This window comes from Bacillus sp. FSL K6-2865 (genome assembly GCF_040311405.1).
Taxonomy (GTDB): domain Bacteria; phylum Bacillota; class Bacilli; order Bacillales; family Bacillaceae; genus Bacillus; species Bacillus velezensis.
This window is the reverse complement of the sequence record NZ_CP152036.1, coordinates 2,430,251-2,453,809: the sequence shown is the minus strand read 5'-3', so window position 1 is coordinate 2,453,809 and position 23,559 is coordinate 2,430,251. Positions and strand designations below refer to the sequence as shown.

The following is a 23,559-nucleotide window of genomic DNA, read 5'->3' as shown; positions in this document are numbered from 1 at the left end:
TACGTTCTTTCGCTTTTTTACGTTTGCGTCATGGTATCTAAAAAGGTTTGAACGGCTTTACGGTAGCTCTCCGGATTTTTGGTGTACGACATGGCATGCCCGCCCGATTCGGCCAGATAGAGCATCTTAGGGCCGTGTTTTCTGCGGTGCAGCAATTCGGAACAAGCGGAGGGTATATAATCATCTTCCTTACTGTGAATAAACAGCACGGGCTGCCGGATTCGGCTGATAACCGATAAAGGCGATACATCACGGATACGGTATCCTTCTCTCATCCGCAAAAAGAAATCAGCCAAAGGCAGAAGCGGCCACGGAGGCAGCCGGAACTCCCGCTTCAGCCTGTAGGCGAGCTGATCGCGAAAGCTTGCGAACGGACAGTCCGCAATATAAAAATCAGCGCCGTTTTCATCCTGATGCCCGCCAGCGTATAATAAGGCCGTCACCGCTCCCATCGATTCCCCGTGGATGCCGATTTGACCGCCGTCTCCGGTTTTGTGTCTCACCCAATTCACGGCTTCTTCCAAATCATCTTTTTCAAAATAGCCGTAGCTCGTCGTTCTGCCGCCGCTTTTTCCGTGCCCGCGGTGGTCATATACGAGCACATTCCATCCTAAATCTAAAAATAAATCCATGTATTTCAATGAATTGAACGAATTTACGGTAACGCCGTGACAAATAATCATGGTGTTTGCCGTATGATGCGGGGCGACGTAAAAGCCTTTGATCTCATACCCGTGGCGTGACAGGATGACAGCCTCTTCTTTTTCCATGGCCTGAAAGGAATCAAATCTATCATGCCCGTCCGCCGTTTCTTTTTTCATGATATCTTCATCCGTCTTTTTCTTCATAAACATAATCAGATTCGTAAAAGCGAATCCGGCAGCCAAAAAGACTGCGCAAGCCGAACCGAACACCGCCAGCCGTTTTTTCACACAGGCACCCTCCTTTCATATGAAAAATCCTTCCTCCGGCTTTTCAGGACCGTGAACGTTGCCGGCCTCCGGCGCTCCGTGGTACACTTGCTTCACCATATTCAGATACGGGGGGCGTAATGATGAAAAAGCAGCTGCCTAAAGAAAAACACAGCTTAAAAGACGATCTGGAGGAAGATCTGAAGGCCAGGCTTTTGCAAATGAAAAGTGAGCTGAAGGAAGAAGACGAGAAAAAACAGGCGCAGCAAAAGGCGGAACAAATCAGAAAACGAAAAGAAAAAGAAAAACATAAAAGCTTTGAAGAGCTGCTGAATGAAAGCAGTCTCGATTGGCACAAATATAAATAAACCGGCATCTGAAAAGGTGCCGGTTTTATGATTTAAGAACGATGGGCTTCGTATACGTCCGGTTTTGTATGGTATTGCAGGGCTTTGATTTCCTGGCTGCTTAAACGCCGGGCCTCTGCAGCCGAACAGTTTTCTCTCAGCTGCTCAAGTGAGCTGGCTCCGGTGATGACAGAAGCGACGGCCTGCTGTGACAGTAAGTATTGAAGAGAAAGCTCCGTCATGCTCAAGTCAGGTGCGGCAGCGCTGATCGCTTTTTTGGTTTCTGCCAGTTCTGCAAAAGAATATGTTAAATAGCCGTTCTCTTTTACGCTTGCGGCCGCTTGATCAAGCGGTTTTTCCGTAAGAAGCCCTTTAGCGACAGGCCCTCTTGCGACTACGCTGATTCCGTTCTCCTCTAAAAGGGGAAGCCACTCCTCGGGACGCCGGTCCAGCAGGCTGTATTGCATCATAACGCTGGTGATATTTGATTTTTTCACATATTCTTTAATAACATTCGGACGAATCGAGGAAATGCCGTAATACCGGATGACACCTTCCTGTTTTAAGTCCTCAAATGCTTCGATCGTTTCGTCAATATGATCTTCCATCGTGCCGCCATGCAGCTGATAAAGGTCGATATAGTCCGTTTTCAGCCGGCGCAGGCTGTTTTTAACCGCTTCTTTTATGTATCCTTTGGAAGCGTCCCAATGCCAACCGTCTTTATCATCATTCCAGCGGTTTCCGGCTTTCGTAGCTAAAATGATGTCGTGTCTGCGGTTTTTGACGGCCTCCCCGACAATTTCCTCATTTCTGCCGAAATCATAAAGATCAGCGGTATCTAAATAATTGATTCCAAGCTCGATCGCTTCATCCAAAATAGACAGCGCTTTAGCTTTATCCGTGCCCAGCGACATACAGCCGAGCCCGATTTCGCTTATTTCTAAATCAGAATGTCCCAGTGTGCGTTTTCTCATCGTTTCGCTCCTTTTTATAGTCTTTTATTGACCGTAATATAAAGGCGCGAAGTTTTCAACTGTTAAGGCCCGGTGATCCAATCTCCGACATAGCGGAATGTCCGTCCGTATTCTTTCAGTTTAGCCCGCACTTCCCACGCCTTTCCGACCAATACGATACTCTTATCCTTCCGGTACACCTTCAATCGAAAAGCACCTCCCTCTCATGCATGTATGATAAAATATATGAGGCATAATAGAGAGACAGAACGGGAGATGACATGATGAAACATTTAGAAGAAAAAACACTTGCGAAAAAAAAGCTGTATGACGGGAAAGTCATAGATCTTTACTTAGAGGATGTAGAGCTCCCGAACGGAAAAACAAGCAAGCGGGAAATCGTCAAACATCCGGGAGCGGTGGCCGTACTTGCGGTGACCGAGGAAGGAAAAATTATTTTGGTGAACCAGTTCAGAAAGCCGCTGGAACGGACAATCGTTGAAATTCCGGCCGGGAAGCTTGAAAAGGGGGAAGAGCCGGAACATACGGCGTTAAGAGAGCTCGAGGAAGAAACGGGATATACGGCGGAAACCTTGACGAAAATCACCGCTTTTTATACATCACCCGGGTTTGCTGATGAAATCGTGCATCTCTTTCTTGCGGAAGGGCTTTCGCTGCTGGAAGAAAAACGAGAGCTGGATGAGGATGAATTTGTCGAAGTCATGCAGGTCACGCTTGAAGAGGCCGTGAAGCTGATTGAATCCCGCAGGGTGTATGACGCAAAAACGGCGTACGCGATTCAGTATCTCCAGCTGAAAGAAGCGCTGAAGGAAAAATGATGAAAACCATCTATGCGGATCTGCATATTCATATCGGCCGCACCTATACGGGAAAACCGGTCAAAATCACCGGGGCCAAAACGTTGACGCTGCACCGGATTTTAGAAGAAGCCAGTGAGGGGAAGGGAATTGAACTATTGGGCATCATCGACTGCCATTCCCCGGAAGTCATAGAAGAAATCGAGCGCGGAATTGATGAAGGCAGATACCGTGAGCTGAAAGAAGGCGGCATCCGGTATCGGAATACGACGCTTCTGTTGGGCAGTGAGCTTGAAATCTATGATCACACATGCCGCGGGCCGATTCACGTTCTCGTCTTTATGCCGTCTCTTGCCGAAATGAAGATGTTTTCTGAGTGGCTTGCAAAAAGGCTTAAAAATATCCATCTCAGTTCCCAGCGCATTTATGAAACCGGTTTGAATCTTCAAAGGAAAACAAAGGAATTGGGCGGGCTGTTTATTCCCGCCCATATGTTCACCCCGCATAAAAGCCTGTACGGAAAAGGAGTCATATCTTCTTTGACAGAAGTTTTCGACCCGGCGCTCATTGACGCGGCGGAACTCGGATTAAGCTGTGACACCGACATGGCTTCGCGGGTAACAGAACTTGATCCGTATACATTTTTAACAAATTCTGATGCGCATTCCTTAGGAAAAATCGGCAGAGAATATAATGAAATGCTTCTTAAAGAAGCGAATTTCACGGAATTTTCGCTGGCTTTAAAAGGGAAGGACGGAAGAAAAATCACGGCGAATTACGGGCTGAACCCGAAGCTCGGGAAGTATTACCGGACGGCTTGCGACCGCTGCGGCAGCCCGGTTGAAAAAGGAGCTTCCGCATGTCCGGAGTGCGGGGGGAAAACAATGACAAAAGGGGTCAGTGAACGGCTGGAGGAACTGAGCGGACCGAAAAAAAGCCGCATGCCGCGGCCGCCGTATATTCATCAAATCCCGCTGCAGTTCATTCCCGGGGTCGGGCCGAAAACGTTAGAAAAACTGAAGCGGGCCTTCGGGACGGAGATGGCGATTCTTCATCAGGCGCAAGAAGAGGAATTGGCGCGTGTCGTCCAGCCTAAAATAGCGGCTGTCATTCATAAAGCGCGCACCGGGCAGCTCGTCCTTGAGGCCGGGGGCGGAGGGACGTACGGCAGAATCAAGCCGTAAAAGCCGGTTTTTAACGGAGCTCCTCCTGCACCTTCTTTTTCGTGCGGACAAACGCAATCAATTCGATGATTTCATCCTGATTCAGCGGCTGTCCGTCAACGGTCAGTGTGCCGCGGCCTTGTGCGGCGTTTGTTAATTCGATGGTCTGGGCAAACGGCTCCGCCTTTTTTTCAGTGCGCCCGAGTAAATCGTCGCACGTCGTGTCAAACAGATCGGCAAGCGTGCCCAGCGCCTCGAATGACGGACGCCGGTATCCTGATTCATACCCGGCGTACGTGCTTTTGGCGATGCCGAGACGGTCAGCCGTATATTGAAGAGACCAATTTTTCTTTTTTCTCAGTTCAGTTAAACGATCTAAATTCATATTCAAAACCGCTCCTTTTCACTTGAGCAAATTATATCATATCGATATGCAAAAGTGTACGCGAATTGAATAATAATCACTTGATTAATTTCATTCGTCTGTCTATAATTTGATTAAAAGTATGCGAAAAGCGAATGCTTAACACATCTTGAGAAATGGATGAAGAGGTGCAGGGTATGAAAAAATTATTGCTGTTAACAACCGGAGGAACAATCGCCTCAGTCGAAGGAGAAAACGGGCTTGCACCCGGGGTGAAAGCAGACGAATTGTTAACCTACGTATCAAAACTTGATAACGATTACACGATGGAAACCCATTCGTTAATGAACATCGACAGCACAAATATGCAGCCTGAATACTGGGCCGAAATCGCAAATGCTGTCAAAGAAAAATATGACGCATATGACGGGTTCGTCATTACGCACGGGACAGACACAATGGCTTATACATCAGCGGCACTGTCTTATATGCTTCAGCATGCTGATAAACCGATCGTCATTACGGGTTCGCAAATCCCGATTACATTTCAAAAAACCGATGCCAAAAAAAATATCACGGACGCGATCCGCTTCGCATGTGAAGGGGTGGGCGGCGTATACGTCGTATTTGACGGCAGAGTCATTCAAGGCACACGCGCCATTAAATTAAGAACGAAAAGCTATGATGCATTTGAGAGCATTAACTATCCGTATATCGCGTTTATTACCGAAAACGGAATTGAATACAACAAACAAGTGCACATGCCAAAAGACGATGCTTTTACGGTCAATACTTCACTTTGCACGGACGTGTGCCTGCTCAAGCTACACCCGGGGCTGAAACCGGAAATGTTTGACGCATTAAAGGGCATGTACAAAGGAATCGTCATTGAAAGCTACGGCAGCGGCGGCGTGCCGTTTGAAGGAAGAGACATTCTCGCCAAAGTCAATGAAATGATTGAAAGCGGCATTGTCGTCGTCATTACGACACAATGTCTTGAAGAAGGAGAGGACATGAGCGTCTATGAAGTCGGCCGAAGAGTCAATCAAGATCTCATTATCCGCTCCAGAAATATGAACACGGAAGCCATCGTGCCGAAATTAATGTGGGCGCTCGGCCAGTCTCACAACTTGGCTGAAGTCAAAAACATTATGGAGACACCGATCGCAGACGACGTTGTACTGTAAAAACATGACTACCACAAAGAGAAAGTAGGGTTTTAGCATGACAAACGCGCAAAAAGAATATCGTCAGGAAAAAGATTTCCTCGGAGAAAAACAAATTGAAGCTGATGTGTATTACGGAATACAAACGCTGCGCGCGAAAGAAAACTTTCCGATTACCGGATACCGCATCCATGAAGAAATGATTAATGCGCTCGCCATCGTCAAAAAAGCGGCGGCGCTTGCCAACATGGATGTAAAACGGCTGTATGAAGGAATCGGAAATGCGATTGTACAGGCCGCAGATGAAATACTTGAGGGAAAATGGCATGACCAATTTATCGTCGATCCGATCCAAGGGGGAGCCGGAACGTCCATGAACATGAATGCCAACGAAGTAATCGGCAACAGGGCTCTTGAAATCATGGGGCATAAAAAAGGTGAATACATTCACCTCAGCCCGAACACACACGTCAACATGTCACAATCGACGAACGACGTGTTCCCGACGGCAATCCATATTTCAACCTTGAAACTTTTGGATAAGCTCCTTGATACGATGGCGCATATGCTCAGTGTCTTTAAAGATAAAGCGAAACAATTTGATTCTGTCATTAAAATGGGGCGCACACACCTTCAGGACGCTGTGCCGATCCGTCTCGGACAGGAATTTGAAGCATACAGCCGCGTGCTTGAGCGTGACATAAAGCGAATTAAACAATCCCGCCAGCATCTGTATGAAGTAAACATGGGGGCAACGGCCGTAGGTACGGGACTTAACGCCGATCCGCGCTACATAGAACAGGTTGTGAAGCACCTGGCTGACATCAGCGGACTGCCGCTTGTCGGCGCCGGCCATTTGGTTGACGCCACACAAAACACTGATGCGTATACGGAAGTTTCAGCCGCGTTGAAAGTATGCATGATGAACATGTCTAAAATCGCCAACGATCTGCGCTTAATGGCTTCAGGTCCGCGCGCGGGACTTGCGGAAATTTCATTGCCCGCCCGTCAGCCGGGATCATCTATTATGCCTGGGAAAGTCAACCCTGTAATGGCAGAGCTGATCAACCAAATCGCCTTCCAGGTCATCGGGAATGACAATACGATCTGCCTCGCTTCAGAAGCGGGCCAGCTGGAGCTTAACGTAATGGAGCCGGTACTCGTATTTAACCTGCTTCAATCCATCAGCATCATGAATAACGGGTTCCGTTCATTTACCGATCATTGTCTGGCGGGAATTGAAGCCAACGAAAAACGTCTGAAGCAATACGTGGAAAAAAGCGTCGGCGTCATTACAGCGGTCAATCCGCACCTTGGGTATGAAGCGGCTGCGCGAATTGCCCGTGAAGCAATCATGACGGGGCAATCTGTAAGAGATCTTTGCCTTCAAAATGATGTACTGACAGAAGAAGAATTGGATATCATTTTGAATCCGTATGAAATGACAAAACCGGGGATTGCCGGAAAAGATCTATTAGAAAAATAAATTTTAAAGCAACAACAGCCGCCTTTTCACGTTTTTTAGTGAATAGGCGGTTGCCATACAAAGGGATGAGGCAGTATAGTATAATTTGTTATATCATTTGATGAAAGCGTTTTAGCTTTTTTCTTCTAGGGGGATTTTCTTGTGAAAGAGGTCAGATTGCCAAATTTATTGGAAATTATTATCTTATTATTCGGGTTTTTAGCACTTGTCTTATCGTTCACAGTGTTTTTAGACCTGCCGATCCAGCTAGCTCTATTAATATCCTGGTTTTTCGCTATTATTCTCGGAGTCAGGCTGGGATATTCATATAAAGACTTGCAGGCTTCGATTGTCACCGGGATATCAAACGGTCTTGAAGCGGTATTGATTCTCGTTTCGGTCGGTGCGCTCATCGGGACATGGATTGCCGGCGGCGTTGTGCCGACGTTAATTTATTATGGTTTAGAGTTTATTAATCCTCATATTTTCCTTCTGGCTACACTGGTTATTTGTTCCGTTATGTCCGTTGCGACCGGAACGTCGTGGGGAACCGTGGGAACCGCAGGGATCGCCATGATTGCCATCGGAGAGGGAATGGGTATACCGCTTCCGATCGTAGCGGGAGCCGTTTTGTCCGGGGCTTACTTCGGAGACAAGCTTTCGCCGCTGTCTGACAGTACGGTGCTTGCCTCCACGCTTTCTAAGGTGGATGTGCTGTCACACGTCAGAGCGATGATGTATCTGTCAATTCCGTCCTATATTATTACGGCCATTCTGTTTACCGTAACGGGATTTATATACGGCGGAAAAAATATTGATCTCGACAAAGTGGAATTTTTAAAATCTTCATTGCAGAAAACATTTGACATTCATATATGGATGCTCATTCCGGCTGTTGTCGTCGTTGTCCTTCTGATTTTGAAAAAGCCGTCTATGCCCGTTATTATCATCGGTGCTTTGCTTGGCGCAATCTGGGCTTCCGTCTTTCAGGGAATGAATTTTGCCAGTGCCATCGCGACTGCTTATAATGGTTTTTCTATTAAAACGGACGTCGAATTTTTAAACGGCCTGTTAAACCGCGGAGGCATTACCGGTATGCTGGATACGTTAGTCGTTATCCTGTTCGGTCTCGGTTTTGGAGGAATTCTCGAGAAGCTCGGCGTATTAAAAGTGATTGTCTCAACTTTTGAGAAAAAGCTGACCACACCGGGAAATGTGACGCTTTCGACATTGATCGTCGCCCTTTTAGGAAACATTTTCGGCTGTGCGATGTACGTGTCATTGATCCTGACGCCGAAAATCATGGAGAACAGTTATGATAAACTGAAACTTGACAGAAGAGTTTTATCCCGGAACGCAGAGGTGGGCGGCACGCTTACTTCAGGGATGGTGCCGTGGTCTGATAACGGCATCTATATGGCCGGCATTCTCGGCGTATCCACATTTTCTTATCTGCCGTTCATGTGGCTCAGTTTTGTATCTATCGGACTGGCAATATTGTACGGGTACACGGGGAAATTCATTTGGTACACGAAAGAAAAATCCTTGCAATCTCAAAAATTGGGTTAGGAGGTTCATTTCATGATTACAAAGCATATGATTCGGACGTTAATGATTGAAACGCCGACTGTTCCCGGAAATCTCGGAAAAGTGGCAACCGCCATCGGAGTGATGGGCGGAGATATCGGGGAAGTTGAAACCGTTAAAGTCGGCCCGAACTACACAATGCGCAACATCACGGTGCAGGCCGAAAATGAAGAGCAGCTGCAGGAAATCATTCAAGCCATTGAAGCTCTCGGTGAAGGCATCCGGCTTCATACAGTCTCAGATGAAGTGCTCTCTGCTCATGAAGGCGGCAAAATTCAGATGAAAAGCAAAATGCCGATCCGGACATTGGCTGAGCTTGGCCGTGTTTATACGCCGGGTGTCGCCGATGTGTGCCGACTGATTGAAAACGAGCCTGAAAAAGCGTCCATCTATACGACAATCAGCAATTCTGTCGCCATTGTCACCGACGGAACGGCGATTCTCGGCCTCGGCAATATCGGCTCTGTCGCCGGAATGCCCGTAATGGAAGGGAAAGCCGCGCTTTTTGACCAGCTGGCGGGTATCAGCGGAATTCCGATTTTGCTCGATACCTCTGATCCGGAAGAAATCATTCGCACGGTAAAACATATTTCTCCGGGGTTCAGCGGAATTCTGCTTGAAGATATCGGTTCGCCCCACTGCTTTGACATTGAAGACCGCCTGAAAGAAGAACTGGACATTCCGGTTATGCACGATGACCAGCACGGCACGGCGGTCGTCACGCTCGCCGCCGCCATTTCCGCTTGTAAAAGCGCCGGTCTTGATTTAAAAGAAGCGAAGGTCGGTCAGATCGGTCTCGGCGCGGCAGGCGTCGCCATCTGCCGCATGTTTATGGCATACGGAGTCAAAGCGGTCTGCGGAACGGACAAGTCAGAAGACGCAATGAACCGCCTCGCTCAGTACGGAGGTCAGCCGCTTGGAAGCATCAAAGAATTAATGGACACGTGTGACATTGTGATCAGCACCACAGGAGTTCCGGGTCTCATTAAAAAAGAGGATGTCAGAAAAGGACACGTCATTCTGGCTTTATCTAATCCGAAACCGGAGATTGAACCGGAAGAGGCATTACAAGCCGGAGCCGCTTATGCAGCTGACGGCCGTTCGGTCAATAATGTTCTCGGCTTCCCGGGGATTTTCCGCGGCGCGCTGAACGCCAAAAGCAAGAAAATCGACCATGAAATGCTTGTGGCGGCCGCAGAAGCCATCGCCTCTTGCACGAAACACGGCGATCTCGTGCCTCAGCCTTTGGATGCGGACGTGCATCAAGCCGTATCAGCAGCCGTAGAACGGGCTGCGGCAGGAAAATAAACAACTCTTACAGTACCGGACATGTGCCGGTGCTGTTTTTTTATCATGAATAGGAAGCGGAATTCTTAGGCAGGCTAACAGATAGCAAAAGACGGAATAAAGAGGTGTCGATGTGGATTATTTTCCGCTGATCCATACAAATATTTGGGATGCTGTGATCGGCGTGCCGGTCGTCTTATGCGTCACACAGCTGATCAAAGTGTTCTGCCGGGTTCCGGGCATATTCGTTCCCACGATTGCCCTTGCTGCCGGAAATGTTGTGTCTATCGTTTTCGGTCATCATGAACACGTGTATGCGGGGATTTTCATGGGGTTTTTTTACGGATACGCCGCAATGGGGAGCTATTCATCTGCCAAAACGTCTCTGCGCGCTTACCGGTCGAAACATGAGCCGTATTCATGAACACATCTGGATTTTTTTGTTATGATAAAGAAAAGGGAAAAAGGAGCGATTGGCACATGGCGAAGAGCAAAACGAAAAAAATGCGGGAGCATCTCAAAAGAAACGGAATGCGTGACGCAGTCCTGTCAAGGGGGACGGCGCCGTCTTTCAGCACCCATGAAAGAGTGACGAAAACCAAAAAAGACAGGCTTGAAAGAATAAAGCATAAAAAAAGGAACCCCTATGATCACCGGAGTGATGACGGGGTTCTTTTTTTATGCCCGAATCTCGCGCCTTTCTATGATTTCTCTGTCATGTTTTCTCTTTTCTTTCATACAATCTACTAAATCAAGTCAATAGATTAGCGGGAGGAAAGCGGTATGAGAAAACAATCGTACAAAGAACTGTTTTTTCGCCATGTAAAGGATCATCTGTCACTTTATATATTTGTGTTCGTCTTGTTTTTGATGGGAGTCATTTTCGGGGCGATCATCGTCAACAGCATGACCATCACGCAGAAAGAAGATTTGTATTACTATTTAAGCAAGTTTTTCGGACAGCTGTCTGACGGAAAACATGCCGGCGCTTCAGAAATGTTTTGGCAGGCCGTCTTTCATGATGTAAAATATTTGGGGCTGATGTGGATCCTCGGTATTTCCGTGATCGGTCTTCCGGTTATTTTCATTATGGTGTTTTTAAAAGGAATCGTCGTCGGCTTCACGGTCGGTTTTTTAGTGAATCAAATGGGGATGAACGGGTTTTTCCTGTCATTTATTTCGGTTCTGCCGCAAAACGTCGTTCTCATTCCGGCGTATCTTATCATGGGGACATGCTCTATCGCTTTTTCACTGAAACTGATCCGGCAGCTGTTTGTCAAACGCAGCCTTCATGACGCGCCGATCCAATGGTTCGGACGCTACGCCTTCGTGCTGATTCTCATCGTTTTCTTCTCGGTCATCGCTTCGCTGCTCGAGGCGTACGTGTCTCCGCTGTTTATGGAAAAGCTGTCATCACGCATATTTTAGAATGATTATCACAAAATAATACTTTTATTTATCAGTTTATAATAATTATAGTTGGAACTCTGCGCGTATTTTGTTATAATGAGTCATGGAATGCGGCGTAGGAGGGAAAGACATGGAAAACCGTATTGATCGAATTAAAAAGCAGCTGCACTCGTCAAGCTACAAGCTTACGCCACAGCGGGAAGCAACGGTAAGAGTGCTGCTTGAAAACGAAGAAGACCATTTAAGCGCAGAAGATGTATACCTCCTCGTAAAAGAGAAATCTCCTGAAATTGGTCTCGCTACAGTATACCGTACATTAGAATTATTAACAGAATTAAAAGTCGTTGATAAAATTAACTTCGGGGACGGCGTATCCCGCTACGACCTTCGCAAAGAAGGCGCGGCTCACTTTCATCACCATTTGGTGTGCATGGAGTGCGGAGCCGTCGATGAAATTGAAGAAGATCTGCTTGAAGACGTTGAAGAAGTGATTGAACGTGATTGGAAATTTAAAATTAAAGATCATAGATTGACTTTTCACGGAATCTGCCACCGCTGCCGCGGGGATGAAACAGAGTAAAAGCCTACGAACCTTTTCTGCCAGGAAAGGGTTTTTTGCTGTTTTTATGTATAAAAGCCTTTGAAATTGGCATAAGGTGTACTAACAGCCGCCAAAAGAAAGGGTCGATCGAAAGATGGGCAGATTCTTAAAAACAGCCGCGGATACGATCAAAGTGTTTATTCTGTTCACAGGTTTTACCGCGCTGTTCTATTATGCTATGATATGGGTGAATTCAGAGTATGAAAACTATCATCGGTACGATAAACCGGAAGGCTCCGCCGTCAAAGTGGCCAAAACGGAACATGAGGAGAAAGACGGCTGGTTCGGCCGATTGATCTTTTTTTACCAAAACGGGGAGTAGATCAAGAGTGAAGGATCAAATTAAGGATTTCATCCATTATGTGAGGGTTGAAAGAGGGCTGTCCCAAAATACGATGATGTCCTATGAGCGTGATCTGAAAAGTTATTCTCTCTTCTTAACTGAAAGCCTTCAGATCACTTCATGGAATGATGTGACCCGTCTTCATATTATTCAATATTTAAAGCATATAAAGGACTCCGGGAAATCCGGCAAGACGTCTGCGAGGCATTTAGCGTCGATCCGGTCTTTTCATCAATTTCTGTTAAGGGAAAAAGCCGCGGATAAAGATCCTTCGGTACATATTGAAACACAAAAAACAGAGCGGACGCTTCCGAAAGTATTGGCGCTTCACGAAGTTGAGCGGTTATTGGACACGCCTAAGCTTGACAGTCCGTTCGGCCTCAGGGATAAAGCCATGCTTGAACTGCTGTACGCAACCGGCATCAGGGTCAGCGAGATGATCGAGCTGAAATTATCCGACGTCCATTTGACGATGGGATTCGTCCGCTGCTTCGGAAAAGGGCGGAAAGAGCGGATTGTGCCGATCGGTGAAGCCGCCTCCCATGCGATCGAAGCATATATCGAAAAAGCTAGAGGGAAATTATTAAAGAAAAACGTAACCGAAGCGCTTTTTCTGAATCATCACGGCAGGCAGATCAGCCGTCAGGGATTCTGGAAAAACCTGAAAAAAATCGCACTTGAAGCGGGGATTAAAAAAGAGCTGACACCGCACACGCTCCGGCACTCCTTTGCAACGCACCTGCTCGAAAACGGGGCGGATCTGCGCGCCGTGCAGGAGATGCTCGGACATGCCGATATTTCCACGACGCAAATTTATACGCATGTGACGAAAACAAGGCTGAAGGACGTGTACAAACAGTATCATCCGCGCGCTTAGGAGCCGCTGCCAGAGGGGCCGCGGCTTTTTTTGCCATTGGCGGAATACAGAGAAGGTTCTAATTATTTGAATCGGCATTGTCAACAAGAATGTAAACGGTTTATACTTGAGTTGTCTGACCTCTGTAAGCTACAATGGACAGATGGAAGAAAAGGAGGTTTTTATGATGTCTGAATACAAATATAACCGGGTATTTTTGATCGTAATGGATTCTGTCGGAATCGGTGAAGCGCCGGACGCCGCCGATTTTAATGATATAGGCGCAAATACGCTCGGACACATCGCAGAGCACATGAACGGCTTACATATGCCCCATATGGCGCAGCTCGGTCTCGGACTGATCGGAGACATTAAGGGCGTGGAAAAAACGGAGCACCCTCTTGCGTACTACGGAAAAATGCAGGAGGCGTCAAACGGGAAAGATACGATGACGGGGCACTGGGAGATTATGGGCCTCTACATTGAAAAACCGTTTAAAGTGTTCCCGGAAGGATTTCCGGATGAACTTCTTCAGGAACTTGAGCGGCGTTCAGGACGGAAAATCATCGGAAATAAGCCGGCTTCAGGCACGGCGATTCTGGACGAGCTCGGAAAAGAACATATGGAAACGGGTGCGCTGATCGTTTATACATCAGCAGATTCCGTACTGCAGATTGCGGCTCACGAAGATGTCGTTCCGCTGGACGAACTGTACAGCATCTGTGAAACGGCCAGAGAACTGACGCTTGATCCGAAGTACATGGTCGGCCGGATTATCGCAAGACCGTTCGTCGGAGAACCGGGCAGCTTCAAACGCACGCCGAACCGTCATGATTATGCGCTCAAACCGTTCGGCCGCACCGTAATGAACGGAATGAAAGACAGCGGATTAGACGTCATTTCCATCGGCAAAATTTCTGATATTTATGACGGAGAAGGCATTACATCTTCCCGCCGCACGGTATCTAATATGGACGGCATGGACAAAGTGATTGAAACGCTCGGTGAAGAGTTTACGGGCCTGAGCTTTGCCAATCTCGTTGATTTTGACGCGCTGTACGGACACCGCCGCGATCCGGAAGGGTACGGAAAAGCGCTCGAGGAATTCGACGCAAGGCTTCCGGAAGTGTTTGAGAAAATGAAAGAAGACGATCTGCTTATCATCACTGCGGATCACGGCAATGATCCTGTCCATCACGGCACGGATCACACGCGGGAGTATGTGCCGCTTCTTGTGTACAGCAAAAAGCACAAACACACTGAACAGCTGCCGCTTGCGGATACATTTGCCGATATCGGCGCAACCATTGCGGATAATTTCAAAACGGAAAAGCCGGAATACGGAAAAAGCTTTTTATCAAGATTACAGTAGGGGGGACTTTTTTTGAAACAAAAGATCGAACGTGCTGCTGCATTTATTAAAGAACACGTGAAAGAAACACCAAAGATCGGTCTGATTTTAGGGTCAGGGCTCGGCGTATTGGCCGATGAAATTGAAGGAGCTGTCAAGCTTACATATGAAACGATCCCTGATTTTCCGGTCTCAACGGTAGAAGGCCATGCCGGCCAGCTTGTGATGGGAACGCTTGAAGGTGTGCAGGTCATCGCGATGCAGGGCCGCTTTCATTACTATGAAGGCTACTCAATGGATCAGGTCACATTTCCCGTCCGCGTGATGAAGGCGCTCGGCGTTGAATCTCTCGTCGTGACGAACGCAGCCGGCGGTATCAACACTGAATTCCGGGCCGGCGATCTGATGATTATTACAGACCACATCAACTTTACGGGCACCAACCCGTTAATCGGGCCGAACGAAGCTGAATTCGGACCGAGATTCCCGGACATGTCAGAAGCCTATGACAAAGAGCTGTCAGGCTTGGCTGAAAAAACGGCCGATGAGCTGGGCATTCCTGTCCAAAAAGGGGTGTATACAGCTGTTACGGGGCCGTCTTACGAAACGCCTGCTGAGGTTCGGTTTTTAAGAACGATGGGTTCTGACGCTGTCGGCATGTCGACCGTGCCGGAAGTCATCGTCGCCAACCACGCGGGGATGCGCGTGCTCGGCATCTCATGCATTTCCAACGCGGCGGCAGGTATTCTTGACCAGCCGTTATCCCATGAAGAAGTAATGGAAATGACGGAAAAAGTAAAAGGCGGTTTTTTGAAGCTTGTAAAAGCCGTAGTCGCACGATCTCAAAAATAAGTCAGCATCAGTCAGCTGTTTCTTCGGAAGCAGCTGTTTTTTTTGTGCCCTCAACACGAAACATTTTCCAGATGAGGCGTATAAAACCACCGGATTTGGAAAAAATAAAAAGGATTATGAAATGGAGGGCTTTGGAGATGAAACGTCTTATATCCACTTTGTTGATTGGCATTTTATTAACGGCATCAGCACCGTCCGCTTTTGCAAAGCCGGACGGAAAACATACATCGGAGCTCGCTCATGAAGCCAAAAGCGCCGTGCTGATTGAACGCGATACGGGAAGCATTCTTTATAACAAGAACAGCCGGGAGCGTCTGGCGCCGGCAAGCATGACAAAAATTATGACCATGCTTTTAATCATGGAAGCGCTTGACAAAGGGAAAATAAAGATGAGCGATAAAGTCAGGACGAGTGAACATGCCGCGTCCATGGGCGGATCACAGATTTTCCTTGAACCCGGAGAAGAAATGACGGTAAAAGAAATGCTCAAAGGAATTGCGATAGCTTCCGGAAATGACGCATCCGTCGCAATGGCGGAGTATATTGCCGGTTCAGAAGAGGATTTCGTCAGCCGGATGAACAAAAAAGCAAAAGAATTGGGATTGAAAGATACCTCCTTCAAAAACCCGACGGGACTGCCTGAAAAAGACCATTACAGCTCTGCTTATGACATGGCGAAAATGGCGAAGGAATTATTAAAGTATGATAAAATCACTCAATTTACGGGAACGTATGAGGATTATTTAAGAGAAAATACAGACAAAAAGTTCTGGCTCGTCAATACAAACCGGCTGATCAAATTTTATCCGGGTGTAGACGGCGTGAAGACGGGCTTTACAGGCGAAGCGAAGTATTGTTTAACCGCCACCGCTAAAAAAGGAAATATGAGGGTCATTGCTGTTGTTTTCGGAGCCAGCACTCCGAAAGAAAGAAATGCCCAAGTGACCAAAATGCTTGATTACGCCTTCAGCCAGTTCAAAACACACCCGCTGTACAAACGGGATCAAATCGTCGGAACGGTAAAAGTGAAAAAAGGAAAACAGAAACTGATCAAGCTGACCACATCTGAGCCGATTTCTCTTCTGGCAAAAAAGGGAGAGAACATGGACAAAGTAAAAAAAGAAGTGAAAATCAACGGCAATGTAACGGCTCCGGTTAAAAAAGGAGAGGTGCTCGGCAGCCTCGTTCTGAAAAAAGACGGAAAGGTGCTCGTTGAAAGCCCGGTCACGGCAAAAGACGACATGGAAAAAGCGGGTTTTCTCACTTTTCTGAAGCGGACGATGGGAGATTGGACTAAATTTAAATAATCGTGGCGAACGGGCACTAGTTTTGTCATAGTGAAGGAATTGCTTTCCCGAAAATCGAAACACTCATTATCCGATCATATCAAGGAGGAATGAGCATGAGCCTTGGAATTGACTTTCATGTCAAAGAATCCGTGCTTTGTATTCGATTAACAGGTGAACTCGACCATCATACGGCAGAATCATTAAAACAAAAGGTTACTGAATCGCTGGAGGCTGACGGCATCCGTCACATTGTGCTGAACCTTGAAGATCTTACCTTCATGGACAGCTCCGGCCTCGGTGTGATTTTAGGGCGTTATAAACAAATTAAACAGCTCGGCGGAGAAATGGTCGTGTGCGCGATTTCACCAGCAGTGAGACGTCTGTTTGACATGTCCGGCCTGTTTAAAATCATCAGGTTCGAACAATCAGAACAAAAAGCGCTTTTAACGTTGGGGGTGGCATCATGAAAAACGAGATGCATCTTGAATTTTCAGCCCTCAGTCAGAACGAATCGTTTGCGCGCGTAACAGTTGCTTCTTTTATCGCACAGCTCGACCCGACGATGGATGAGCTGACGGAAATCAAGACCGTCGTATCAGAAGCGGTAACAAACGCGATCATCCACGGCTATGAAGAAAACTGCGACGGAAAGGTGTACATCTCCGTTACGCTGGAGGATCATGTCGTCTATCTGACCATACGTGACGAAGGCCTCGGGATCACGGATCTTGAGGAAGCGCGCCAGCCGCTCTTTACGACAAAACCCGAGCTTGAGCGCTCCGGAATGGGCTTTACCATTATGGAGAACTTCATGGATGATGTCACGATTGATTCCTCGCCGGAGATGGGAACGACGATACGCTTAACAAAACACCTATCAAAAAGCAAAGCGCTTTGTAATTAAGGAGATTTGTTATGGATGTGGAGGTTAAGAAAAACAGCAAAAACGCGCAGCTCAAGGACCATGAAGTCAAAGAATTAATCAAAAAGAGCCAAGAGGGCGACCAGCAGGCAAGAGACCTCCTCATAGAAAAAAACATGCGTCTTGTGTGGTCCGTCGTTCAAAGGTTCTTAAACAGAGGGTATGAGCCGGATGATCTGTTTCAGATCGGCTGTATCGGATTGTTAAAATCCGTTGATAAATTCGATTTGTCCTATGATGTCCGTTTTTCAACTTATGCCGTGCCGATGATTATCGGAGAAATCCAGCGCTTCATCCGCGATGACGGAACCGTCAAAGTTTCAAGATCTTTAAAAGAGCTCGGCAATAAAATACGCCGGGCGAAAGATGAACTGTCAAAAACATACGGAAGAGTGCCGACCGTCCAGGAAATCGCGGACCATTTAGAAATTGACGCGGAGGATGTGGTGCTTGCGCAGGAAGCGGTGCGGGCGCCTTCATCCATTCATGAGACCGTGTATGAAAATGACGGAGACCCGATCACCCTGCTTGATCAGATCGCCGATCATTCAGAAGAGAAGTGGTTTGACAAAATCGCCCTCAAGGAAGCGATCAGTGATTTGGAAGAACGGGAAAAACTCATTGTCTATCTGAGATATTATAAAGATCAGACACAGTCGGAAGTAGCCGAACGGCTCGGGATTTCCCAAGTCCAGGTATCGAGGCTGGAGAAAAAAATATTAAAGCAGATTAAAGTGCAGATGGATCATACGGAAAGCTGACCTTTTACGGGCCGGCTTTTTTTATTTGTGCATCGGTGGTAATTTATGGTCTTTTGCCGCTGATGAATGAGAACAAAAGTGAACCGCATACTACATATATAACCACCCGAAAGATGGTGATGCAAGATGGAAAGACGAATATTTCTCAGACTTCGCCACCGCGTGAAGGCTCATACCGGAGATATCATCACAATCGGCGACGCCGCGCAGATTGCGGGACAGCAAAAGCTGAAAAAAAAACTGTCGGCACTGCCGCTGTATAAGGTCACGAAAAAAGATAAAAATATCGTCGTGCTGGACATCATAAAAGTGCTGAAAACCATTCATACCGCTTTTCCCGCTCTTGATGTACAGACCGTCGGCGGCGCTGAAACGATAGTGGAAATCCATTACCAAAAAAAGCAGCTGTCAGCCGTTTTGTTCGTCGGTGTCTGGCTCCTGCTTTTTATCGGTTCATGTCTTGCCATTATGAATTTTCATGAAGATGTCAGTATGAGAGAAGTTCATATCGCCTTATATGAAATCATAACGGGCGAACGGAATGAATATCCGTATCTGCTTCAGATTCCATACAGCATCGGCCTCGGTCTCGGTATGATCGTCTTTTTTAATCACATCTTCAAAAAACGCCTGAATGAAGAGCCAAGCCCGCTGGAAGTAGAGATGTTTAATTATCAGCTTGATCTCGATCATTATGTCGCAATGCACGAAAATGAAGAGACGATGAAAGATCTGCATGATCGTTAGCATTCTTTTCGTTATGTTTGTCGGGCTTGGCGGAGGGCTGACCGTGGGTGCGGGCTTTGTGGCTTTTTTAACCGTTATGGGAATCGTCCCCCGCCTTATGCAGCTGACAAAAACAATGCGCTTTGTACAGGCTTACGAAGGAGCTGTTATTTCAGGAGCTGTGTTCGGCGGCTGGGAAACCTTAAATATGAATCATTTTTTTTTATCTGAATGGCTGGCCGTTCCGGTCGGGCTTTTGGCCGGCATGTTTGTCGGCATGCTGGCCGCCGCGCTTACAGAAGTGCTGAATGTGCTTCCCATTCTTGCCAAACGGATCGGCTTCGGCAGCAAAATCATCATATTGCTGATGGCCATTGTGTTCGGCAAAATAGCCGGCTCTTTATTTCATTGGCTGTATTTTATCCATCATTCATAAGGAGGAACCGACATGACAAACTTAAAAGAAAATTACAAAACAAAAGTGAAAGACTATCAGCCGAAACCGCCATATGTTTGGAATTGCGTCAAAGCCTTTCTAATCGGCGGTTTGATCTGTCTGATCGGGCAGGCTCTTCAAGACTTTTACATCCACTTTTTTAATTTTAATGAAAAAACAGCAGGCAACCCGACGGCCGCCACTCTTATTTTAATTTCCGCCCTTTTGACCGGATTCGGCATTTATGACAGACTCGGGCAGTTTGCCGGAGCGGGTTCAGCCGTGCCGGTGACGGGTTTTGCAAACAGTATGACAAGCGCCGCTCTCGAACACAGAAGTGAAGGACTTGTACTCGGAGTAGCGACAAACATGTTTAAATTGGCGGGAAACGTCATTGTATTCGGCGTGGTGGCAGCCTATATCGTAGGCCTGATACGGTTTGCTTGTGAAAAACTGTTTTCGTAGGAGGAGAAAAAATGAAATTGACCGGAAAGCAAACCTGGGTGTTTGAAAACCCGTTATTTGTAAATGCGGCGGGGACGGCAGCCGGACCGAAAGAAAAAGACGGCCCGCTCGGTTCGCTGTTTGATAAGACATACGATGAAATGCATTGCAATCAGAAAAACTGGGAAATGGCGGAACGTCAGTTAATGGAAGATGCCATCAACTCCGCTTTGCAAAAACAGAATTTGAAAAAGAGCGATATTGATTTGTTACTCGCGGGGGATCTTTTAAATCAAAATGTGACCGCCAACTACGTCGCCAGACATCTGAAAATTCCGTTCCTCTGTCTGTTCGGCGCCTGTTCGACATCAATGGAAACGATTGCCGTCGCATCCGCGCTCATTGACGGCGGTTTTGCGAACCGGGCGATCGCAGCCACGAGCAGCCATAACGCGACGGCAGAACGGCAATTCCGCAATCCGACGGAGTACGGCGGGCAAAAACCGGATACCGCCACTTCAACGGTCACGGGGGGCGGGGCGGTCATCATCAGTCAAAACCCTTCTGATATCAAGATTACAAGCGCAACAGTGGGAAAAGTAAGCGACCTCGGAATAACAGATCCGTTCGATATGGGATCCGCCATGGCGCCCGCTGCCGCCGACACAATCAAACAGCACCTGCAGGACTTAAACCGCACGGCGGATGATTATGATCTGATTTTAACGGGAGACCTTTCAGGCGTCGGCTCGCCGATCGTAAAAGATTTGCTCAAAGAAGAAGGCTATCCCGTGGGAACGAAACACGATGACTGCGGTCTTCTCATCTATACGCCGGACCAGCAGGTGTTTGCGGGCGGAAGCGGCTGCGCCTGCTCCGCGCTTGTTACGTACACACATATTTTTAACCAATTAAAAGCGGGGACTCTAAACAGGGTACTCGTTGTCGCGACAGGAGCGCTTTTGAGTCCGACAATGATCCAGCAGAAGGAAACCATTCCGACCATCGCGCACGGTGTGGTATTTGAGCGGGCGGGAGGTGCATCATAAATGGAATATCTGTTGGCTTTTGTTTGCGGGGGAATCATATGCATTATCGGTCAGCTGCTGCTTGACATTTTTAAACTGACACCCGCCCATGTGATGACAACTTTTGTCGTCATCGGCGCCTTGTTAGATGGGTTCGGAATTTATGACAAATTTATCGAATTCGCGGGCGCGGGCGCAACGGTTCCCATCGTCAGCTTCGGTCACAGCTTATTGCACGGCGCCATGCATCAAGCTCACGAGCATGGATTTATCGGGATCGCCATGGGGATTTTTGAACTTACTTCCGCCGGTATATCTTCAGCGATTTTATTCGCATTTCTTGTAGCCGTTATTTTTAAACCGAAAGGATAATGCCTGATGACGAAACGGAAGGTCATTCTTGTGACAGACGGGGACGTGTACGCCGCCAAAACAATTGAATATGCCGCGGAAAAAGCAGGCGGACGGTGTATTTCCCAATCAAAAGGCAATCCGTCAACGAGAAGCGGCCCCGAACTTGTTCAGCTGATTAAAGCCGCGCCGAATGACCCGGTGTTTGTCATGTTTGACGATTCAGGCCTGCAAGGGGAAGGGCCGGGCGAAACGGCGCTGAAATATGTCGCCTCACATCAGGACATTGAAGTGCTGGGGGTGATTGCGGTCGCTTCTAAGACCCATCAGGCTGAATGGACGAAAGTCGATGTCTCCATTGACCGTGATGGAGAAGTGACGGAGTTTGGCGTCGATAAAACCGGAATGAGAGAAATGGACGAGCACAGAATGAACGGAGATACGGTGTATTGTCTGGATAAATTGGACGTTCCCCTCATTGTGGGCATCGGCGACATTGGAAAGATGGGGAGAAAAGATGACATATCCAAAGGCTCGCCGATCACGATGAAGGCGGTCGAATTCATTTTAGAAAGGAGCGAAAGCCATGCCGGAAAAACCGGAAAACATGATCAAGGTGTACCGGGATCCTAGAAAAAATGAACAATTTTTTAAAGACCGCGTCGGTATGGGAACGAGCTATGATGTCGGCGTCCGCAAAGTTCGAGTATTAGACCGGGAAGTCCAGATTTACTTTGTCAACGGATTAACCGATACTTTGTTTATCATTCATTTAATGGAACAGCTCGTCGACGTCAATAATTATGACGAGAATGCGGATGAAGCGATTGACGTTGTTGAAAACAGGCTTGTCAATCAGCAGGTCCAAAAAGTCAAAACGCTCGACGAAGCAACGGATCAAGTGCTTTCCGGACTTGTGGCGGTTATCGTTGAAGACGCGGGCTTCGCCTTTATCGTTGACGTCAGAAGTTATCCCGGACGCACACCTGAAGAACCGGATACGGAAAAGGTCGTCCGCGGGGCAAGAGACGGTTTTATCGAAAATATCGTCATTAATACAGCATTGATCAGAAGACGAATCAGGGACGAAAGGCTCCGCGTCAAAATTACGAAAGTCGGCGAGCGCTCTAAGACCGATCTTGCGATTGTGTATATAGAGGACATCGCGGACCCGGACCTTGTCAGCATCGTCGAAAACGAAGTGAATGCGATTGACATTGACGGACTGACGATGGCTGATAAAACGGTGGAGGAATTCATCGTCAAACAAGGCTACAATCCGTTTCCGATGGTCAGATACACGGAGCGGCCGGATGTGGCCGCCAATCACATTTTGGAAGGGCACGTCATCATCGTCGTCGATACGTCACCGAGCGTGATCATAACGCCGACAACAATATTTCACCATGTTCAGCATGCGGAAGAATACAGGCAGGCGCCTTCAGTGGGCACATTTTTAAGATGGATCAGGTTTTTCGGTATTATCGCTTCAACCGTTCTGCTTCCGATTTGGTTCCTCTTTGTTCTCGAACCGTCTCTTCTGCCTGAAAGATTGGATTTTATCGGTTTAAATAAAAATACGCACATCCCGATCATTCTGCAAATCTTTTTGGCCGATTTGGGGATTGAGTTTCTCAGGATGGCCGCGATCCATACGCCGACCGCTTTATCCACCGCCATGGGTCTGATTGCGGCGGTGCTGATCGGTCAAATCGCCATAGCGGTGGGGCTGTTTTCAGCAGAAGTGATTCTGTACGTATCGATCGCCGCCATCGGATCATTTACCACGCCGAGCTATGAGCTCAGCCTCGCCAATAAAATGATACGCCTCATCTTAATGGTGCTCGTGGCCATTTTCCAAGTAAAAGGCTTTGTGATAGGCTTTACATTGCTGCTGATCATAATGGCGAATATCCGCTCGTTTCACACGCCGTATTTATGGCCGTTTTTACCGTTTAACGGCAAGGCGCTGTGGCAGGTGCTCGTCCGGACGACAGTGCCGGGAGCGAAAGTCAGACCGAGCATTGTTCACCCGAAAGACCGTCAAAGACAGCCAAGCGGTTCATAATCGCATTGAAACCGACAGAAGATTATGATATTGTATGTCTTAACTTATACGGGACTTGTA

General features: G+C 47.5%; 30 protein-coding genes. 26 read left to right on the top strand and 4 right to left on the bottom strand.

Annotated features, from left to right (window positions below; all coding sequences use genetic code 11):
• Positions 1 to 17: 17 nt before the first annotated feature.
• Entirely contained in the window at positions 18 to 932 is a 915-nt protein-coding gene (locus NYE42_RS12135) for an alpha/beta hydrolase (RefSeq protein WP_327942256.1), read from the bottom strand.
• Between the two features lie 122 nt (positions 933 to 1,054).
• Between NYE42_RS12135 and NYE42_RS12130 the strand changes: the two genes are divergently transcribed.
• On the top strand, positions 1,055 to 1,279 hold the full coding sequence (locus NYE42_RS12130; RefSeq protein WP_007409396.1) for a YqkE family protein: 225 nt from the start codon (positions 1,055 to 1,057) through the stop codon (positions 1,277 to 1,279).
• 32 nt (positions 1,280 to 1,311) lie between these two features.
• Here the strand turns inward: NYE42_RS12130 and NYE42_RS12125 are convergent, their stop codons facing one another.
• Together NYE42_RS12125 and mciZ are read right to left on the bottom strand one after the other, a co-directional pair.
• Positions 1,312 to 2,232: an aldo/keto reductase gene (locus NYE42_RS12125; protein ID WP_032870114.1), complete on the bottom strand. Its 921-nt coding sequence runs from the start codon at positions 2,230 to 2,232 to the stop codon at positions 1,312 to 1,314.
• Positions 2,233 to 2,294: 62 nt separating this feature from the next.
• A complete protein-coding gene (gene mciZ, locus NYE42_RS12120; protein WP_003153315.1) occupies positions 2,295 to 2,417 on the bottom strand; it encodes a Z-ring formation inhibitor MciZ in 123 nt (40 codons plus the stop codon).
• A gap of 78 nt (positions 2,418 to 2,495) precedes the next feature.
• Between mciZ and NYE42_RS12115 the strand changes: the two genes are divergently transcribed.
• Together NYE42_RS12115 and NYE42_RS12110 are read left to right on the top strand one after the other, a co-directional pair.
• Positions 2,496 to 3,050 carry an NUDIX hydrolase gene (locus tag NYE42_RS12115; RefSeq protein ID WP_038464042.1) on the top strand — a complete coding sequence of 185 codons (555 nt, stop codon included), beginning with the start codon at positions 2,496 to 2,498 and terminating at the stop codon, positions 3,048 to 3,050.
• The gene (locus NYE42_RS12110) at positions 3,050 to 4,213 is read left to right on the top strand and encodes a TIGR00375 family protein (protein WP_042635319.1); all 1,164 of its coding nucleotides are present in this window, start codon (positions 3,050 to 3,052) and stop codon (positions 4,211 to 4,213) included. Before NYE42_RS12115 ends, NYE42_RS12110 begins: the two co-directional genes overlap by 1 nt.
• 10 nt (positions 4,214 to 4,223) lie before the next feature.
• Here NYE42_RS12110 and NYE42_RS12105 read toward each other — a convergent pair whose 3' ends face one another.
• On the bottom strand, positions 4,224 to 4,577 hold the full coding sequence (locus NYE42_RS12105; RefSeq protein WP_007409399.1) for a helix-turn-helix transcriptional regulator: 354 nt from the start codon (positions 4,575 to 4,577) through the stop codon (positions 4,224 to 4,226).
• Positions 4,578 to 4,753: 176 nt separating this feature from the next.
• Between NYE42_RS12105 and NYE42_RS12100 the strand changes: the two genes are divergently transcribed.
• The 23 genes from NYE42_RS12100 to NYE42_RS11990 all read left to right on the top strand — a co-directional run bounded on the left by NYE42_RS12100 (position 4,754) and on the right by NYE42_RS11990 (position 23,499).
• Positions 4,754 to 5,743, top strand: coding sequence for a type I asparaginase (locus NYE42_RS12100; RefSeq protein WP_003153321.1), 990 nt, complete (start codon positions 4,754 to 4,756; stop codon positions 5,741 to 5,743).
• A 37-nt stretch (positions 5,744 to 5,780) separates the two neighbouring features.
• The gene (aspA, locus tag NYE42_RS12095) at positions 5,781 to 7,208 is read left to right on the top strand and encodes an aspartate ammonia-lyase (protein WP_003153322.1); all 1,428 of its coding nucleotides are present in this window, start codon (positions 5,781 to 5,783) and stop codon (positions 7,206 to 7,208) included.
• Positions 7,209 to 7,349: 141 nt separating this feature from the next.
• Positions 7,350 to 8,756: a Na+/H+ antiporter NhaC gene (nhaC, locus tag NYE42_RS12090; RefSeq protein ID WP_020956027.1), complete on the top strand. Its 1,407-nt coding sequence runs from the start codon at positions 7,350 to 7,352 to the stop codon at positions 8,754 to 8,756.
• Between the two features lie 12 nt (positions 8,757 to 8,768).
• On the top strand, positions 8,769 to 10,082 hold the full coding sequence (locus NYE42_RS12085) for an NAD-dependent malic enzyme (protein WP_007409402.1): 1,314 nt from the start codon (positions 8,769 to 8,771) through the stop codon (positions 10,080 to 10,082).
• 112 nt (positions 10,083 to 10,194) lie between these two features.
• Positions 10,195 to 10,485, top strand: coding sequence for a hypothetical protein (locus NYE42_RS12080; protein WP_003153325.1), 291 nt, complete (start codon positions 10,195 to 10,197; stop codon positions 10,483 to 10,485).
• 56 nt (positions 10,486 to 10,541) lie between these two features.
• On the top strand, positions 10,542 to 10,811 hold the full coding sequence (locus NYE42_RS12075; protein ID WP_032862885.1) for a hypothetical protein: 270 nt from the start codon (positions 10,542 to 10,544) through the stop codon (positions 10,809 to 10,811).
• Between the two features lie 33 nt (positions 10,812 to 10,844).
• Positions 10,845 to 11,489 carry a stage II sporulation protein M gene (gene spoIIM / locus NYE42_RS12070; protein ID WP_003153328.1) on the top strand — a complete coding sequence of 215 codons (645 nt, stop codon included), beginning with the start codon at positions 10,845 to 10,847 and terminating at the stop codon, positions 11,487 to 11,489.
• A gap of 112 nt (positions 11,490 to 11,601) precedes the next feature.
• On the top strand, positions 11,602 to 12,051 hold the full coding sequence (fur, locus tag NYE42_RS12065) for a ferric iron uptake transcriptional regulator (RefSeq protein ID WP_003153330.1): 450 nt from the start codon (positions 11,602 to 11,604) through the stop codon (positions 12,049 to 12,051).
• Positions 12,052 to 12,166: 115 nt separating this feature from the next.
• The gene (locus tag NYE42_RS12060; protein ID WP_003153331.1) at positions 12,167 to 12,394 is read left to right on the top strand and encodes a YqzK family protein; all 228 of its coding nucleotides are present in this window, start codon (positions 12,167 to 12,169) and stop codon (positions 12,392 to 12,394) included.
• Positions 12,395 to 12,401: 7 nt separating this feature from the next.
• The gene (gene xerD / locus NYE42_RS12055; protein WP_007612347.1) at positions 12,402 to 13,292 is read left to right on the top strand and encodes a site-specific tyrosine recombinase XerD; all 891 of its coding nucleotides are present in this window, start codon (positions 12,402 to 12,404) and stop codon (positions 13,290 to 13,292) included.
• A gap of 166 nt (positions 13,293 to 13,458) precedes the next feature.
• A complete protein-coding gene (deoB, locus tag NYE42_RS12050; protein WP_015417748.1) occupies positions 13,459 to 14,643 on the top strand; it encodes a phosphopentomutase in 1,185 nt (394 codons plus the stop codon).
• Between the two features lie 12 nt (positions 14,644 to 14,655).
• Positions 14,656 to 15,474, top strand: coding sequence for a purine-nucleoside phosphorylase (locus NYE42_RS12045; RefSeq protein ID WP_007409407.1), 819 nt, complete (start codon positions 14,656 to 14,658; stop codon positions 15,472 to 15,474).
• Positions 15,475 to 15,611: 137 nt separating this feature from the next.
• On the top strand, positions 15,612 to 16,781 hold the full coding sequence (locus NYE42_RS12040) for a D-alanyl-D-alanine carboxypeptidase family protein (protein ID WP_007409410.1): 1,170 nt from the start codon (positions 15,612 to 15,614) through the stop codon (positions 16,779 to 16,781).
• A gap of 95 nt (positions 16,782 to 16,876) precedes the next feature.
• Entirely contained in the window at positions 16,877 to 17,230 is a 354-nt protein-coding gene (gene spoIIAA / locus NYE42_RS12035) for an anti-sigma F factor antagonist (protein WP_007409411.1), read from the top strand.
• Positions 17,227 to 17,667 (top strand): anti-sigma F factor, encoded by a 441-nt coding sequence (spoIIAB, locus tag NYE42_RS12030; RefSeq protein WP_003153347.1) that lies wholly within the window; start codon positions 17,227 to 17,229, stop codon positions 17,665 to 17,667. The genes spoIIAA and spoIIAB overlap by 4 nt, the downstream gene beginning before the upstream one ends.
• 11 nt (positions 17,668 to 17,678) lie before the next feature.
• Positions 17,679 to 18,446 (top strand): RNA polymerase sporulation sigma factor SigF, encoded by a 768-nt coding sequence (gene sigF, locus NYE42_RS12025; protein ID WP_003153348.1) that lies wholly within the window; start codon positions 17,679 to 17,681, stop codon positions 18,444 to 18,446.
• A 126-nt stretch (positions 18,447 to 18,572) separates the two neighbouring features.
• Positions 18,573 to 19,193 carry a stage V sporulation protein AA gene (locus NYE42_RS12020; RefSeq protein ID WP_007409412.1) on the top strand — a complete coding sequence of 207 codons (621 nt, stop codon included), beginning with the start codon at positions 18,573 to 18,575 and terminating at the stop codon, positions 19,191 to 19,193.
• A complete protein-coding gene (locus NYE42_RS12015) occupies positions 19,183 to 19,608 on the top strand; it encodes a stage V sporulation protein AB (protein WP_014418289.1) in 426 nt (141 codons plus the stop codon). Before NYE42_RS12020 ends, NYE42_RS12015 begins: the two co-directional genes overlap by 11 nt.
• Positions 19,609 to 19,620: 12 nt before the next feature.
• The gene (spoVAC, locus tag NYE42_RS12010; protein ID WP_003153353.1) at positions 19,621 to 20,073 is read left to right on the top strand and encodes a stage V sporulation protein AC; all 453 of its coding nucleotides are present in this window, start codon (positions 19,621 to 19,623) and stop codon (positions 20,071 to 20,073) included.
• 11 nt (positions 20,074 to 20,084) lie between these two features.
• A complete protein-coding gene (gene spoVAD, locus NYE42_RS12005; protein WP_015240132.1) occupies positions 20,085 to 21,101 on the top strand; it encodes a stage V sporulation protein AD in 1,017 nt (338 codons plus the stop codon).
• Positions 21,102 to 21,452, top strand: a complete 351-nt coding sequence (gene spoVAE, locus NYE42_RS12000; RefSeq protein ID WP_007409415.1) for a stage V sporulation protein AE — start codon at positions 21,102 to 21,104, stop codon at positions 21,450 to 21,452.
• 3 nt (positions 21,453 to 21,455) lie between these two features.
• Positions 21,456 to 22,064, top strand: a complete 609-nt coding sequence (locus tag NYE42_RS11995) for a stage V sporulation protein AE (protein WP_025284950.1) — start codon at positions 21,456 to 21,458, stop codon at positions 22,062 to 22,064.
• A complete protein-coding gene (locus tag NYE42_RS11990) occupies positions 22,018 to 23,499 on the top strand; it encodes a spore germination protein (RefSeq protein ID WP_007409417.1) in 1,482 nt (493 codons plus the stop codon). The genes NYE42_RS11995 and NYE42_RS11990 overlap by 47 nt, the downstream gene beginning before the upstream one ends.
• Positions 23,500 to 23,559: the final 60 nt, after the last annotated feature.

Excerpts from the sequence above, each read along its gene's own strand:
- spoVAE (WP_007409415.1), top strand. The coding sequence starts at position 21,102 with ATGGAATATCTGTTGGCTTTTGTTTGCGGGGGAATCATATGCATTATC.
- NYE42_RS12040 (WP_007409410.1), top strand. The coding sequence starts at position 15,612 with ATGAAACGTCTTATATCCACTTTGTTGATTGGCATTTTATTAACGGCA.
- spoIIM (WP_003153328.1), top strand. The coding sequence starts at position 10,845 with ATGAGAAAACAATCGTACAAAGAACTGTTTTTTCGCCATGTAAAGGAT.
- NYE42_RS12020 (WP_007409412.1), top strand. The coding sequence starts at position 18,573 with ATGGAAAGACGAATATTTCTCAGACTTCGCCACCGCGTGAAGGCTCAT.
- NYE42_RS12130 (WP_007409396.1), top strand. The coding sequence starts at position 1,055 with ATGAAAAAGCAGCTGCCTAAAGAAAAACACAGCTTAAAAGACGATCTG.
- NYE42_RS12085 (WP_007409402.1), top strand. The coding sequence starts at position 8,769 with ATGATTACAAAGCATATGATTCGGACGTTAATGATTGAAACGCCGACT.
- spoIIAA (WP_007409411.1), top strand. The coding sequence starts at position 16,877 with ATGAGCCTTGGAATTGACTTTCATGTCAAAGAATCCGTGCTTTGTATT.
- NYE42_RS12075 (WP_032862885.1), top strand. The coding sequence starts at position 10,542 with ATGGCGAAGAGCAAAACGAAAAAAATGCGGGAGCATCTCAAAAGAAAC.
- sigF (WP_003153348.1), top strand. The coding sequence starts at position 17,679 with ATGGATGTGGAGGTTAAGAAAAACAGCAAAAACGCGCAGCTCAAGGAC.
- NYE42_RS12015 (WP_014418289.1), top strand. The coding sequence starts at position 19,183 with ATGATCGTTAGCATTCTTTTCGTTATGTTTGTCGGGCTTGGCGGAGGG.
- NYE42_RS12125 (WP_032870114.1), bottom strand. The coding sequence starts at position 2,232 with ATGAGAAAACGCACACTGGGACATTCTGATTTAGAAATAAGCGAAATC.
- NYE42_RS12115 (WP_038464042.1), top strand. The coding sequence starts at position 2,496 with ATGAAACATTTAGAAGAAAAAACACTTGCGAAAAAAAAGCTGTATGAC.
- spoVAC (WP_003153353.1), top strand. The coding sequence starts at position 19,621 with ATGACAAACTTAAAAGAAAATTACAAAACAAAAGTGAAAGACTATCAG.
- spoIIAB (WP_003153347.1), top strand. The coding sequence starts at position 17,227 with ATGAAAAACGAGATGCATCTTGAATTTTCAGCCCTCAGTCAGAACGAA.
- NYE42_RS12105 (WP_007409399.1), bottom strand. The coding sequence starts at position 4,577 with ATGAATTTAGATCGTTTAACTGAACTGAGAAAAAAGAAAAATTGGTCT.
- NYE42_RS11990 (WP_007409417.1), top strand. The coding sequence starts at position 22,018 with ATGCCGGAAAAACCGGAAAACATGATCAAGGTGTACCGGGATCCTAGA.
- aspA (WP_003153322.1), top strand. The coding sequence starts at position 5,781 with ATGACAAACGCGCAAAAAGAATATCGTCAGGAAAAAGATTTCCTCGGA.
- spoVAD (WP_015240132.1), top strand. The coding sequence starts at position 20,085 with ATGAAATTGACCGGAAAGCAAACCTGGGTGTTTGAAAACCCGTTATTT.
- fur (WP_003153330.1), top strand. The coding sequence starts at position 11,602 with ATGGAAAACCGTATTGATCGAATTAAAAAGCAGCTGCACTCGTCAAGC.
- NYE42_RS12100 (WP_003153321.1), top strand. The coding sequence starts at position 4,754 with ATGAAAAAATTATTGCTGTTAACAACCGGAGGAACAATCGCCTCAGTC.
- deoB (WP_015417748.1), top strand. The coding sequence starts at position 13,459 with ATGTCTGAATACAAATATAACCGGGTATTTTTGATCGTAATGGATTCT.
- NYE42_RS12110 (WP_042635319.1), top strand. The coding sequence starts at position 3,050 with ATGAAAACCATCTATGCGGATCTGCATATTCATATCGGCCGCACCTAT.
- NYE42_RS12060 (WP_003153331.1), top strand. The coding sequence starts at position 12,167 with ATGGGCAGATTCTTAAAAACAGCCGCGGATACGATCAAAGTGTTTATT.